Consider the following 13802-nt stretch of genomic DNA (forward strand, 5'->3'; position numbering starts at 1 on the left):
TCTGATCGCGTGCCGATCGGAAGGGCGGGTGTAAGTGAGCGAGCGGTCCGAAGACCGGCCGACGCCGCTGCACGAGCTGCGTGTCGTCGAGATCAGTGACCGCATAGCCGGCAGCTACTGCGGGAAGCTGTTGGCCGACGCCGGCGCGCAGGTGCGTAAGTTCGAACCGCCGCAAGGGGATTGGTGGCGAAGGTATTCCGCTTCCTGCTCGCCGGTCGCCGACGGTGCGGCCGCGCCGTTCTTCAGCTACCTCAACGCCGGCAAGCGCTGCGTGACCTTCGCCCCGGGCTCCGGGCGCTGCCGGGCCGACCTGGCCGGGGCCGACGTGATCGTGGTCACCGCGGGCCCGTCGCGGGCGGCGGCGCTGGGCATCGACCCCGGGCGACTGCTGGCCGACTCGCCGCGGGCGGTGGTCGTGACGATCTCCGACTTCGGCTGGGCGGGGCCCTACGCCGACCGTGCCGCCACTGAGTTCACGCTGCAGGCGTGGGCGGGATCTCCGGGCTTTCGCGGCGACCCCGCTGGACCGCCCATCGCGATCGGCGGTGACCTCGGGGAGTACATGGGCGGGGTATACGCCGCGTTCGGCGCGCTGGCGGTGCGGCGCCGCGTGGAGCGCGGCGGCCGGGGCGAGCACCTCGACCTGTCGATGCTCGAGGCGATCACCGCGATGCAGAGCAGCGAGTGGCTGCACTCGCAGCTGCTGCGCGTCCCGCCGATCAGTCGCACCCTCGAGGTGCCGTCCATCGAACCGGCGAAGGACGGTTATGTCGGCATCACCATGGTCACCGGTCAGCAGTGGCTCGACTTCGCGGCGATGGTCGACTGCCCGCAGCTCGAGGAGATCGAGCAGTTGCGCTTCCAGATCGGCCGGTGGGCCTACCGCGACCTGATCCGCGAGCAGATCCGTCCGTGGCTGGCCGAAAGGACCGTGCAGGAGATCGTCGAACTCGGGCAGCTGTTCCGGCTGCCGATCGCGGCGCTGGGCAACGGCGCCACGATCCGGGACACCGAGTATGCGCGGCAGCGGGGAGTGTTCATCGACAATCCGGCCGGTTTCCGCCAGCCCCGGCCGCCCTGGCTGATGTCGGCCTGCGCGCCCGCGCCGCCGGGCAGCACCGGGGCGCCGGGGGAGGGTGACCTCGAAAAGCCATGGGAGAGCGAAGAATCGGGAAACAATTCCGCGCGGGACGGACTGCCGCTGAGCGGCGTGCGCATCGTCGATCTGACCGCGTTCTGGGCCGGCCCGGCCGCGACGCATCTGCTCGCCGCCTTCGGCGCCGACGTCGTCAAGGTGGAGTCCATTCAGCGCCCCGACGGCATCCGGTACTCCGGTGGCATGCGCACCGATGTGGACGACTGGTGGGAGTACGGCTGGGTGTTCCACGCAATGAACACCAACAAGCGTTCGGTCACCTTGGATTTGGGGTCCGAGGATGGGCGCCGGCTTTTCCTGGGGCTGGTCGCCGGCGCCGACGTCGTTATCGAGAACTTCTCGCCGCGGGTGATGGACCAGTTCGGGCTCGGCGCCGACGCGCTGCTCGAGGTCAACCCCGCACTGGTCGTCGCCCGGATGCCGGCGTTCGGCCTGGACGGCCCGTGGCGCGAGCGAGTCGGGTTCGCGCCCACCATGGAACAGATCGCCGGCCTGGCCTGGGTGACCGGATTCCCGGAGGCTCCGCCGGTGACCCCGCGCGGGGCCTGCGATCCGCTGGCCGGCGTGCATGCGGCCTTCGCCGTGCTGGCCGCGCTGAGTTTCGCCGACCGCACCGGGCGCGGTCAGCTGGTCGAGCTCCCGATGATCGAAACGGTCCTCAACGCCACCGCCGTCCAGGCGATCGAGCAGGAGGTCTTCGGCGTCACGCTTACCCGCCGAGGCAACCGTGGTTTCGGCGAGGCGACACAGAACATCTATCGGTGCGTCGGCCCGGACGACGACTGGATCGCGGTCACCGTCTCCGACGACAGGCAGTGGGCCGCCCTGGTCGACGTGATGGGCGGGCCCGACTGGTGCGACGAGAGCCTGCGGACCGCCGCCGGACGCCGCGGGCGCGCCGACGAGGTCGACGACCGGCTGCGGGAGTGGTTCGCCGGCCAGCCGCTCGACGCGGCGGTCGAGCTGCTGGCCGGCCGGGGTGTCCCGGCGGCGCCGGTGGTGTCTCCGTCGTTGGTGACCGAGAATCCCCAACTGCGGGAACGGGGATTCTTCGAGGCGTTGCATCATCCGAGTACCGGACCGGGCCTGTATCCGAGCCCGCCCTTCGCCCTGCTCGCCGGCCAAGAGCGGTGGCTGTTGCGACCCCCGCCGAGGCTCGGCGAGCACAATGACGAGGTGCTGCGCGACCGGTGCGGCCTCACCGGGGAAGAACTGAAGAACCTCGCGGCCGGCGGGGTCATCGGGACCCGCCCCAAGGGTCTCTGAGAGAAATGGAGGGGCAGCTGATGCGCGTGACGGTGGACGAGAACCTGTGCGAGGCCAGTGGCTTCTGCGAATCGCTCGCCCCGGAGGTCTTCGAGTTGGGCGACGCGGACGTGGTGCAGATCGCCGACGGGCCGGTGCCGCCGCGGCTGGAGATCGACGTGCGCGCCGCCGTGGACCAATGCCCCAAGGCCGCGCTGCGCTTGATCGAGTGACGCCCTAGAGTGCGTCGCATGCGCGACATGACGAAGTACGCCGCGATGCGGCCCTACTTCGAGGTCGTCGCCGAGGCCCTGAAGGGTTTAGTCGACGGGATCGATTTTTTCGATATGCACGCCGAGGATGTGGTGGTCGAGTTCGTCATCACCGTCCCGGACTATCCACGCCGCATCGTCGGCCGCGAAGCGCTGGCCGAGCTGTACGCCGATTACGGGGAGTCCATCGTCCAGGCCGGCAGTAGCGACGTGTACCGCTATTACGACCCCGACAAGTCGGTGGTGATTCTCGAGTACACGATGCACGGCACGGTGGTGCGCACGGGCGCGCCGTACGTCAACCGATTCATCTCGGTGATCGCGGTCAAGAACCGCAAGATCGTGCACTGGCGCGACTACCTGGACCCGTTGGCGGTATTCGCCGCGTTCGGCGACGCGCCGGCGCCCTATTGAACTGGCGGCGCTCGTTCGGCGATATCGCCATCTCGTCGTAGATCGACATGTCGGTGAGCAGGTTCGCGTAGGCACGGTGGGTGACCCGAGAGTGATGTCGTCGCCACCCAGAAGTCGCGCTGCACCGTCTCGGCCACCCCCGCCGTCAGGTCGTGGCGAAAACCGTTGCGCCACAGAGACAGATCGGGCAGGTCCACCGCCGCAGCCGCCATCTGAGACCCCGCTTCCTGGGCGTCCCCATGCGCTCGTTGACGTTCAATGCTTAAGATAGTAAAAATAGGCCTAATCGTCGAACTTGGAGCGCTTCGTGACGGACACAATTTCAGACCCGGCCCCGGATTCGGCTGCAGATCCCTCGGAGCGGGAGTTCGGCTCGTCCGGCATCGCGCTGTCCAGCTATCGATTCCCGACGGGCTGGTTCATCGTCGCCTTCGGGTCCGATCTGGCCGCCGGTCAGGTCAGGCGCGCGCACTACTTCGGCGAGGAGCTGGTGCTGTTCCGCACCGAATCCGGTCAGGTGCACGTCATGGACGCCTACTGCCAGCACCTGGGCGCCAACCTCGGCGTCGGCGGGACCGTTGAAGGCGAGAACATCGTCTGTCCCTGGCACGGCTGGCGATGGCGCGGCGACGGCACCAACGCGCTGATCCCGTACAGCAAGATCGGCTGCAAGAACAACGTTCGCATCCGCACCTATCCCAGCATGGAGTGGTACGGCTTCGTCCTGGCGTGGCACGAGCGGCACGGCCGGGCGCCGTACTGGCGGCCACCGGTGCTGCCCGAATTGGAAACCGACGAGTACTACCCGCTGCACCCGCACACCCAGATGCTCAACCGGGTCAAGGTGCATCCGCAGATGATCATCGAGAACGCCGCAGACCCGTACCACGTCCAATACGTGCATAAGGCCGCCAATCCCGCCACCACCGCGTCGTTCGAGGTGTCGGGATACCACCTGCACGCGACGGTCAACGCGCATTTCGGGGGTGGGCGCGCATCGACCTGGCTGACCCCCAACGGGCCGGTCGACGCCAAGATCATCTACGACAACTACTCGCTGGGCCTCGGGGTGGTGCGATTCCCGAGCGAGCTGGTGGCCACGGTTCAGGTGACCGGGCAGACACCGGTCGACGAGGACTACACCGACTACTTCTACACCCAGGCTTCCGTTCGCGAACCCGGCGACGCCGGCGACGTGCCCACCGGGCGCGCCGCCAAATTCCTGGCGCTGCAGCAGGAGGTCATCAAGCAGGACTTCTTCACGTGGGAGAACATGAAATACCTGGAGAAGCCGAACCTGGCCCCCGAGGAGGCGCACGACTACGCGGCGCTGCGCCGCTGGGCGCACCGGTTCTACCCGGGAGAGCAGGCATCGCCGCACGACTTCGGCTACACCGCACAGGGCGAGCCCGACCCGGCGGCCGCCGAAGCCTGATGCCGGGGCCCGCCGATTTCGGTGTCGACCGGTTCACCGTGCCGGCCGTGCTGGATCGGCGCGCCGCGCAGTATCCCGACCGGGTGATGATGTCGATCGGCGGGATCGACGTGACGTTCGCCCAGATGCGGCGACGGTCCTGCGCGGCAGCGCGCCTGCTGGCCGAACACGGTGTAGGCCAAGGCGATTGCGTGGCGTTGTTCACCGCGACCTGTCCAGAATGGGTCTATTTCTGGCTGGGCGCCGCCCGCCTTGGCGCCGTGAGCGCCGCGGTGAACGGCGCCAACAAGGGCGATTTCCTGCTGCACGCTCTCAAGACGGCGCAGCCGAGGGTCATCGTCGTCGATCCCGAGCGGCGCGCCCGCGTCGAGCAAGTCACCGATTTCCTGGAGGCGCCGATCCACGTTGTCGTGCAGGGCAGCTCGCTGGACGCCGCTCTGGACCGGGCCGACGCCGGGTCGCTGCCCGACGAACCGACGGCGACGGGGGACGTGGCCTGTCTGTTCTTCACCTCCGGGACTACCGGTCCCTCGAAAGCTGTTGCCACGACGTGGCATTACCTGTTCTCGGTGGCCGCGACCGTCGCATCGGCATGGGAGCTCGGCCCGGGCGAGGTGCTGTGGACGGCGATGCCGCTGTTTCACCTCAGCGCCGCGCCGAGCGTGCTCGCCCCGATGCTGGTCGGCGCGACCACCGTCCTCGCAAAGGCTTTCCACCCGGGCCGTGTCTGCGACGACATCCGCGCCGTCGGTGCCGTGGGCTTCGCCGGTGCCGGCGCGATGGTGTCGATGCTGCAGCGCCAGCCCGCGGACCCGCGCGATGCCCGGCTGCCGCTGCGGTTCATCTCCGCCGCGCCCATCGACGCGGAGTCCTACCACGACATCGAGCGGCGCTACGGCTGCCGGGTGGTCACCATGTACGGGATGACCGAGGCCTTCCCGATCGCCGTCAAGGGGGTGAACGACGTGGGCGTTCCCGGCACGTCGGGGCGACCCAATCCGGATTTCGAGGTTCGCATCCTCGACGAGCGCGGCGCCGCGCTGCCCGCCGGCAGCGTCGGAGAGATCGCGTGCCGGGCCAGGCGCCCGCACGTGATGAGCGAAGGCTATGCGCGCCGGGAGGGTGGCCGCCTGCGGGTCGACACGCATCCGGAATGGTTCCGCACCGGCGACCTCGGCCGGCTCGACGCGGATCAGAACCTGACGTACGTAGACCGCATCAAGGATGCGTTGCGCCGCCGCGGCGAGAACGTCTCCTCGATGGAAGTGGAGACGGTCGTCATGCGCCATCCCGCGGTGGCCGAAGCCGCGGCGGTCGGCGTGCCCAGCGAATTGGGCGAGGACGACATCTCATTGATCGTGACGCTGCATCCGGGGGCAACGCTGGATTGCGCGGAACTGCTCGACTTCTGCGCGGCGCGGATGCCGTACTTTTGCGTGCCGCGTTTCGTCGAGACGATCGACGAACTCCCCAAGAACGCAATCGGGCGGATTCGTAAGGACTTATTGCGTGCGCGTGGCCTGGGTCCGCATGCTTGGGACCGGGAAGAACACGGGTATACCGTTTGCCGTTAAGTTACGTGAATGTTACGCAATCGATGGTAAGTTACGTTAGCGTTACGGCGAATCGGCCAGCGATGTCGAGCCCCAGAGAGGCTGGAGAGCACAGATGACCATGACCTATCAAGAACAGCAAATGCTCCAGGCCGCTGCGGGACGCGCGGCCATCCTTGATCTCAACGCGCGGCACAACCGCGCCTACTCCGACGGCGACCGCGATCGCTGGCTGGCCACATTCCGCCACGGCGGCGCCAGCTTCGCCCGCGAGGGCGAGGTCTTCAGCGACGTGCGGGCCGCCTTCGACGGCGGCGACGGGCAGCGCATGGTCACCCTCGACCACGAGATCCGCATCGACGGGACCAACGCCAGCCAGCGTTGCGTAGTCGTGCTCTTCGCCGCCATGTACGGCGACACCACACTGCGTGCCACCGGGACATTCCTCGACACGCTCGTCTACGAGCGCGGCGCATGGTACTTCAGCTCCCGCGCGCTGCAATGGGATTCCGCACCCAGCCGCCACCCGCTCGTCATGTGAGCGGCGTCTTCGGGTGAGTCCGGACCTCAGCTCCCGCCTGGCCTTCGGGACCTACGAGGAAGCGCTGCGGATGGTGGGCGCCAAGAGCGAACCCCGGACCGCCTCCACCGCGGTCAGCGCAGCGCGCATCCAGTTGTTCGCTTCGATGGTCCGCGACGCCGACCCCGCCTATTGGGACGGTGAGTTCGCGCGCCGGCGATGGGGAGGGTTGTTGGCCCCCCCGGCGCTGCTGATCGGCTGGCTGATCGCTTTGCCATGGGAACCCGGTGGCGGGGCGCCGGGAAGTTCCATCGCGCTGCGCGTTCCGTTGCCCGGCACCACATTCATCAATGCGAGTAACGACGTCGAGTTCTTGGAGCCGATCGTCGAAGGCGACCTGCTGACCGTCGTGGACGAACTGGTGTCCGTGTCGCCGGAGAAACGAACGCGGCTCGGCGCGGGGCATTTCGTCGAGACCCTGGAGACATACAGCCGCCGGGACCAGACCGTTGTCGCCGAAAGCCGGAACACGTTGTTCCGTTTCACGCCCGGAGCATCCGATTGACCGCCGACGAACCGGACTGGAACGCGATCACCGTTCCGCTCGAACTGCCCGAGGTGGTCGACCACATCACCTATCAGCGGGTAGTCATGAACCCCGGGGCCACCTGGGACTACTTTCCCGGGCACTTCGACCCCGAATACGCCAAAGGGCAAGGCCACCCGACGATTTACGTCAACACGATGCACCTGGCCGGCTTCGCCGACCGCGTCGCCACCCAGTGGGCGGGGCCGGGCAGTCGTGTGGTGCGCCGATCCATCAGGCTGGCCAACCCGGTGTACGCCGGCGACACGATCACCGGAAGGGGCCGCGCCGTGGCAAAGCGGCGGGACAACCGGATGGTCCCGCCGCGGCAGCTTGTCGACATCGAGATCGCGATCACCAATCAGCATGGCGCCCTGTGCTGTCCGGTCGAGCTCACCGTGCAGCTGCCCGAACGCCGGCATGACGGATGAGGAGTCGGCCGAACTGCAACCAAACCCGCTATAGCGGCGGGAACTGGCCCTTGCACACCACGGTCTGCAGCTCGACGTACTCGTCGAGGCCCTCCGGCCCGAACTCCCGACCGATGCCCGACTGTTTGAAGCCGCCGAACGGCGCGCCGATGTCGAGCGTGTACATGTTGATGCCGTAGGTGCCGGTGCGCACCTTGGCGGCGACCTCGAGTCCGTGTGCGACGTCGGCGGTCCAGACCGAACCGGCCAGCCCGTAGTCGCTGTCGTTGGCGATGGCCACCGCGTCGTCTTCGTCGGTGTACGTCAGCACCGTCAGCACCGGGCCGAAGATTTCCTCCCGGGCGATGCGCATCTGGTTGGTGGCGTCGGTGAACAACGTCGGCCGCACGTACCAGCCGCGCGGCGCCGGGTTGTCGTCGCCGCCGACGACGACGCGGGCGCCCTCTTGGCGGCCCGAGCGGATGTAGTCCTGCACGCGACGTTGTTGTCGTTGGGCGACAAGGGGTCCCACGTCGGTGGCCTCATCGGCGGGGTCGCCGACCCGCAGAGCCGACATCATGCCGGCCAGCGCGTCCACGACGTCATCGTGCCGTCGTTCACTGACCAGGATGCGCGTCTGCGCGACGCAGGCCTGGCCGTTGTTCATCAGCCCGGCCGTCTTCAGCCCGGCCACCGTCTTGTCGATGTCGGCGTCGTCGAGGACGATCGCCGCCGACTTGCCGCCGAGTTCCAGGCTCACCCGTTTCAGTTGTTCCCCGCACAGGGCGGCGATGCGGCGCCCGGTGGCCGACGAACCGGTGAAGGCGATTTTGTCGACACCGGGGTGGCGCACCAGCGCCTCGCCGACGTCAGTGCCGCCGGGCAACACGGATACCACACCCGCCGGGAAGCCGACCCGCTCGACCATCTCGGCCAACCACAAAGCGTCCAACGGTGTTTCGGGCGCGGGCTTGACGATCACCGTGCATCCCGCGATCAACGCCGGGATCAGCTTCGGCATGATCAAGAACTGCGGCACGTTCCACGGCACGATCGCCCCGACCACCCCGACCGGGGCTCTGCGGAGATGCACCTGGCCCAGGACCCCCTGTCGGCGCTCCGCCCAGGGGAAGTCCCTTGCGGCCGCCAGCGCCAAGTGGATCATCGACAGCGCGGCGGCCCCCTGGCCCATCCGGCTGAAGCTGCGCGGCGATCCCATCTCGGCCGTGATCAGGTCGGCCATCTCGTCCATGTGGCCGGCGTAGATCTCGGCGAGTTCCTCGATCTTGGCCATCCGCTCCGCATGGGACAGCAGCGGCCACGGGCCGCGGTCGAACGCCTGCCGGGCCGCGGCCACGGCGGCGTCGACATCCTCGGCTCCGGCCACCCGGACGTGGCCGACGGGTTGTTCTGAATGTGGCGAAATGACCGCGAGTTGCTGCGGATTGACCGGTTTGCGCCATTGGCCGCCGATGAACAGTTCGTTGAAAGAACGGTGGCCGGGGCTATCCGACATCGGGCACCTGCTTCGGGTGGGAAGGGAGCGCAAACCGCAGACTGTGCATCATGACGACCCGCTTCGCCCGGCCGCGCCGCGCTCGCGAACGTCAGTTTTGCTATTGATGCTAACATAGCGACAAAAGGGTCCTCCGGTGATGCGAGGCGCGATGTGAACAACGACTGGCGCGGCTACCCGTTTCAATTGGTCCCCGGCGACACCCAGCTGCAGTTCCCCGCTGCCGAAGGGGAACACCCCGACCAGGAGTCGGACACCTGGTTCATCGCCGGCCAGCTCGACGCGGCCTCGACGGGCCGCTCGTTCGCCTTCCTGACCATCTTCAACAAGAACCGGCCCGGTCAGACCGTGGTCGCGGACTTTTACACCCTGGCGCTGTTCGACCTCGATTCAGGCGATTACGGCACCTACACGGACTACGACATGCCGCCGGCCAACACCGAACCCGGTGCGCTGCCGAAGATGACCATGGCGTCGGGCCACCTCGACATCAGCTTCCACAGCGGCGCCGGCACCGCGTCGTGGAGCACCTGCCGCAACGAGGACGGCGGGTTGCTGCCCTTCACCTATCGCGTCAGCCTGGTGGGCGAGGACCACTCCGGCCGGCCCATGCGGCTGGACCTGGCGGTAACGCCAACGCGCGCACCGACTCCGGTGGGCGCATCGACCTACAACGGCAAGATCGTCTGCTTCGGCCAGGACGACACCTACTCCTATTTCCAGACGGGAATGGCGATGACGGGAACCTTGCGGTGGGGTGAGGTCGTCGAGCAGGTGTCCGGCAGCAGCGGGCACGTCGACCGGCAGTGGTTCCCGAAGTACGCGGGCGGCGGAGGCTCCGGCGGCGACCCGCGGGCCCGATCCCACGAATGGCGCACGATCAGCTTCGACAACGGCGTTGACGTGAGCATCTGGCGGCAGTTCGACCGCACCAACCGCAATGCGCTGCAGCCGTTCACCGGTGTCACGACCAGCCACCCGGATGCCTTTTCGGGTGTCCGGTGGGCGCAGTGCGCCGAAGACGTCGAGGTCACGGTCAGCAGCTACGTTCGCTGGCCCAACGCGGTGCGCCCACTCATGCGCCCGCCCGCCCCGGCGCTGTACATGCCCGACCGGCATCGGATCAGCTGCGCCACAATGCAACTCGATCTTGTGGGCGAGCCGCTGGTGCCCGCCCCCGCGCACGGGCTGCCGATCGAATACATGGAGGGCCCCTACCGTTACAGGGGAACGATGTGGGGCCAGCCGGTGACCGGCTTCGCCTTCTATGAACGATCGCTGGCGATGTACCGCGACTGGGAACTCGTCGAGGTGCTCGGGGCCACCGTCGCCAACCTCGCGCCACCCGCACCGGAACTACAGGCGCTCGTGAACCAGCTCGGGCCGCTGGTGGCCGCCGGCCGTCGCCGCGCCGCGGCCGAGCTGTTGGCCGGCGCGTCGCCCGTCGAAAGCGAGCTGTTGGCAACCATTGTCGAAGACTTGATGGCGGCGCTGTCCGAGGCTGACAAGAGCTGAAGCCGCTTCATATCGCGTGCCGCGAAATCACAGCCCCGCGTCCTCGATGGCCTGCGCCCAACTGATGTGACGATGCTGCAGGCCGGGTTCGTTGCGCCCGAACAGCAGATGATCCCGGGCGCCCGACTCAAGGTTGGCCTGCAGGCCCGCGACCAGCTGGTAGTCCTCGTCGCGGACGGTGGCGTGGGCGTAGTCGAAGACGGCCCGGGCGCCGGCGGCCGCGGACTCGTCGGAGAGGTCGAGCGGCGTGGAATTCTGGTGGACGGTGACCGACCTGCCGGGCGTGTCGCCCGGATAGACGCGGAAGAGCTCTCCATTGGCGATGGTCACCGACAGCACGATGTTGGGAAAGAGTGCGTAGATCACCACCATGTTGTGGAAGGGGTCCCACCGCTCTTCTGCGACGTCCTGCAGGTCGAGGATCGCGTTGAGCGGGAAGATCAATCGGTGGTGGCGCCCGTACGCGTCGAACACCGTGCAGTTGCTGCGGGCGATCGTGGCGAACGTCTGCCGGTGCACGGTGGCGAAGTGATAGTTCTCCGCGAACGTGTCGATGGCCAGCTTCCAATTGATCGGGGAGTCAAGCACTTTCTCGCCCAGCGGGGACCATCGCCCAATGCCCCAGGAATCAAGCTCGTCGGCAAGCGGACCCAGGTGCGCGGCGACGTCCAGGCCGGCGCCGCGATCGAGGGCCACCCAGAGGAATCCGGCGAACTCGGCCACCGGGAGTTCGGTCAGGCCGTCGGTCCTGACCGTCACGGCGGGAAAGCCCTCGCGTCCGGGCAGCCCGACCAGCCTGCCGGTGTTGTCATACGTCCACGCGTGGTACGGGCAGGTGAACCGCGCCGCCGTCCCGCACCCGGTCGCCACCTGGGACTGACGGTGCAGGCAGACGTTGTCGAACGCCTTCACCGAGCCGTCGGCAGTGCGGGTCAGCAGGATCGAGCGCCCCATCACCGTCTTGGTGCAGTAAGTGCCCGGAGCGGGAAGTTCCGAGACGTAACCCACCAGTTGCGGGCTGGCCAGCAGCAAGGCCCTGTCCTGGTGGTGTCGCTCGAGCGAGGTGTAGTCCATCGCGTCGACGCGGTGCTCGGCCGCGGCGAGATCGGTGGTCTTGTCACGCGCCAGCTTCAACGCGCGCCGGGTCAGGTCGATGAGCTGATCGCGGTCCATCTGCCCAGTAAAGACCTTGTGACAGTTGTAAGGTCAAGGAGTGGCTGAGCAGTTGCTGATCGGCGACGTCGCCGCGCTGACCGGCATCGCCTCCGGCCGCATCCGCCACTACGAGAAGATCGGCCTGCTACGCGCCGAGCACCTGAGCAACGGCTACCGCGTCTTCGACGTCGACCAGGTGCTGGAACTGCTGCGGATCGACCTGATGCGCAGCCTCGGGGTCGGCATCCACGACATCCAGCGGTTGCTCGACGGCGCGCAGACCACGCTGACCGGTCTGCTCGACGAGCATCGGACGCTGTTGGTGCGCCAGCGCGATCGGCTCGACCAACTGATCGCGGCCATCGACCGATCCCGCGCGGCCACCGAGCGCTCCGCGGCCGACCTCAACGAGCGCATCCTGCGCAGGCTCGCCACCACTCACCGCGACAGCATCGGCGTCATCGGACGGCTCAGCGCCCCGCTGTCGACGCCCGTCGCCACCATGTACGCCGACCTCTTCGACGAGTGGGACCTGCCCGTTGCGCCGCTGTTCGGGCAGATGGTCCTGCCTCCCGCGGCCAGTACGCTGCTGGCCCGGCTGGCCGAGACGCCGGGGCACCAGGTGCTCTTCGACCGGCTGCGCGCCCTCGCCGGCGACGTGATCGCCCTGAGCGACAACGGTTTCGGCGACTCCGGCGCGGTACGACTCGCGCGGCGCTGGATCGACCAGCAGTTGGCCGACCCGTTGCCGGACGACGTGGTGGACGTGCTGCGGGCTGTGCAGCCGCTGCTGGAACGCGACCCGGTGATCGTTCAGGGATTCCGCGCGTGGGCCGGCTCCATCAGCGCGGCCGCCGCGCACTTCCTCGACGAGGTCGCCGACCAGACCGACCGCCGCGGACTCGAGGCCGTGAGCGTCATCGTGCTGCCCGCGCCGCCGCGGCCTCAAACCAACGATGCGGCACCGTGACACACGCGTAATCGCTGTTGCTCATGTGATAGATGGTGTTTGTCGTACCCTGTGGCGTGTGTCCCCGGTTTCGCGACGTGAAGTGCTCAAATTCGCGGCCGCGGCGCCGGCGTTGCTAGGTCTCGGTGTCGCGGCGGCGTCAGTGGGCGCCGCGCCGGCGTCGGCGTCACTCGGCACCCTGCTGGACTACGCCGCGGGCGTCATACCGGCCAGCCAGATCAGGGCCGCGGGCGCCGTCGGATCGATCCGGTACGTGTCCGACCGGAGGCCCGGCGGCAACTGGATGCTGGGCAAGCCGATCCAGGTGAGCGAGGCGCGTGATCTGAACACCAACGGGCTCAAGATCGTGTCCTGCTACCAATACGGAAAGGGCAACACCGCCGACTGGCTGGGCGGTGCGGGCGCCGGCCTCACGCACGCGCAGCGCGGAATGCAGCTGCACGCCGCCGCGGGCGGACCGGCGACGGCCCCCATCTACGCCTCGATCGACGACGACCCGTCGTATGACCAGTACAAACAGCAGATCGTCCCCTATCTGCGGTCGTGGGAGTCGGTGATCGGACACCAGCGCACCGGGGTGTACGCCAACTCCAAGACCATCGACTGGGCTCTGCACGACGGCTTGGGCGCCTACTTCTGGCAGCACAACTGGGGTTCGCCCAAGGGGTTCACCCACCCGGCCGCCAACCTGCATCAGGTCGAGATCGACAAGCGCAGCGTCGGCGGGGTCGGAGTGGACATCAACGAGATCCTGAAGCCCGAATTCGGTCAGTGGGTCTAGCGCTGTGACGCCCGAATCGTCGGCGGCGAGCGGCCGAACCTAAGCCTCCAGCAAACACTTGTTCGCTGATTTGGCCGCGCGGCCGCGAGCGGACCCGGCCGCGCGAGGAGATCGTCGCGGCGGCGACGCGTCTCGGCAACCCGAAATTTTTACATAACGATTACATAACAAAACTGCTTTGATCAGCGCAGTTATAGCTACTCGACCGTAACCACCTGCATGCAGGACGTTTGTTCGGGGCGTTCGCGCCGCCGCTTGAATCCGGTGTTACCCG

13 protein-coding genes are annotated in these 13802 nt (G+C 67.8%); 11 read left to right on the forward strand and 2 right to left on the reverse strand.

The features are described from left to right. Window positions 1-34 precede the first annotated feature (34 nt). The 8 genes from G6N48_RS01865 to G6N48_RS01900 all read left to right on the forward strand — a co-directional run bounded on the left by G6N48_RS01865 (window position 35) and on the right by G6N48_RS01900 (window position 7612). Window positions 35-2422: a CaiB/BaiF CoA-transferase family protein gene (locus tag G6N48_RS01865; RefSeq protein WP_085268877.1), complete on the forward strand. Its 2388-nt coding sequence runs from the start codon at window positions 35-37 to the stop codon at window positions 2420-2422. A gap of 5 nt (window positions 2423-2427) precedes the next feature. Next, window positions 2428-2634 (forward strand): ferredoxin, encoded by a 207-nt coding sequence (locus G6N48_RS01870; protein ID WP_264048908.1) that lies wholly within the window; start codon window positions 2428-2430, stop codon window positions 2632-2634. An 18-nt stretch (window positions 2635-2652) separates the two neighbouring features. Next, the gene (locus G6N48_RS01875) at window positions 2653-3087 is read left to right on the forward strand and encodes a nuclear transport factor 2 family protein (protein WP_085268876.1); all 435 of its coding nucleotides are present in this window, start codon (window positions 2653-2655) and stop codon (window positions 3085-3087) included. Window positions 3088-3394: 307 nt separating this feature from the next. Further along, complete coding sequence (locus G6N48_RS01880; protein WP_085269027.1) at window positions 3395-4522, forward strand: aromatic ring-hydroxylating oxygenase subunit alpha; 1128 nt, start codon at window positions 3395-3397, stop codon at window positions 4520-4522. After that, a complete protein-coding gene (locus G6N48_RS01885) occupies window positions 4522-6096 on the forward strand; it encodes an AMP-binding protein (protein ID WP_085268874.1) in 1575 nt (524 codons plus the stop codon). The genes G6N48_RS01880 and G6N48_RS01885 overlap by 1 nt, the downstream gene beginning before the upstream one ends. Window positions 6097-6190: 94 nt before the next feature. Next, the gene (locus G6N48_RS01890; RefSeq protein WP_085268873.1) at window positions 6191-6616 is read left to right on the forward strand and encodes a nuclear transport factor 2 family protein; all 426 of its coding nucleotides are present in this window, start codon (window positions 6191-6193) and stop codon (window positions 6614-6616) included. A gap of 70 nt (window positions 6617-6686) precedes the next feature. Then, a complete protein-coding gene (locus G6N48_RS01895; protein WP_085269026.1) occupies window positions 6687-7160 on the forward strand; it encodes an FAS1-like dehydratase domain-containing protein in 474 nt (157 codons plus the stop codon). Beyond that, entirely contained in the window at window positions 7157-7612 is a 456-nt protein-coding gene (locus G6N48_RS01900; RefSeq protein WP_085268872.1) for a MaoC family dehydratase, read from the forward strand. Before G6N48_RS01895 ends, G6N48_RS01900 begins: the two co-directional genes overlap by 4 nt. 28 nt (window positions 7613-7640) lie before the next feature. Here the strand turns inward: G6N48_RS01900 and G6N48_RS01905 are convergent, their stop codons facing one another. Further along, the gene (locus G6N48_RS01905) at window positions 7641-9107 is read right to left on the reverse strand and encodes an aldehyde dehydrogenase (RefSeq protein WP_085268871.1); all 1467 of its coding nucleotides are present in this window, start codon (window positions 9105-9107) and stop codon (window positions 7641-7643) included. Between the two features lie 153 nt (window positions 9108-9260). On the opposite strand from G6N48_RS01905, the gene G6N48_RS01910 reads away from it, so the two are divergent. After that, the gene (locus tag G6N48_RS01910; protein ID WP_085268870.1) at window positions 9261-10622 is read left to right on the forward strand and encodes a lipocalin-like domain-containing protein; all 1362 of its coding nucleotides are present in this window, start codon (window positions 9261-9263) and stop codon (window positions 10620-10622) included. Between the two features lie 27 nt (window positions 10623-10649). On the opposite strand, the gene G6N48_RS01915 is transcribed toward G6N48_RS01910, so the two are convergent. Continuing rightward, complete coding sequence (locus G6N48_RS01915) at window positions 10650-11795, reverse strand: aromatic ring-hydroxylating oxygenase subunit alpha (protein WP_085268869.1); 1146 nt, start codon at window positions 11793-11795, stop codon at window positions 10650-10652. A 40-nt stretch (window positions 11796-11835) separates the two neighbouring features. On the opposite strand from G6N48_RS01915, the gene G6N48_RS01920 reads away from it, so the two are divergent. Together G6N48_RS01920 and G6N48_RS01925 are read left to right on the forward strand one after the other, a co-directional pair. Further along, window positions 11836-12747, forward strand: a complete 912-nt coding sequence (locus tag G6N48_RS01920; protein ID WP_085268868.1) for a MerR family transcriptional regulator — start codon at window positions 11836-11838, stop codon at window positions 12745-12747. A gap of 58 nt (window positions 12748-12805) precedes the next feature. Continuing rightward, window positions 12806-13528 carry a DUF1906 domain-containing protein gene (locus G6N48_RS01925; RefSeq protein WP_085268867.1) on the forward strand — a complete coding sequence of 241 codons (723 nt, stop codon included), beginning with the start codon at window positions 12806-12808 and terminating at the stop codon, window positions 13526-13528. The last annotated feature ends 274 nt before the right edge of the window (window positions 13529-13802 follow it).

This window comes from Mycobacterium parmense, from assembly GCF_010730575.1.
Lineage (GTDB): Bacteria > Actinomycetota > Actinomycetes > Mycobacteriales > Mycobacteriaceae > Mycobacterium > Mycobacterium parmense.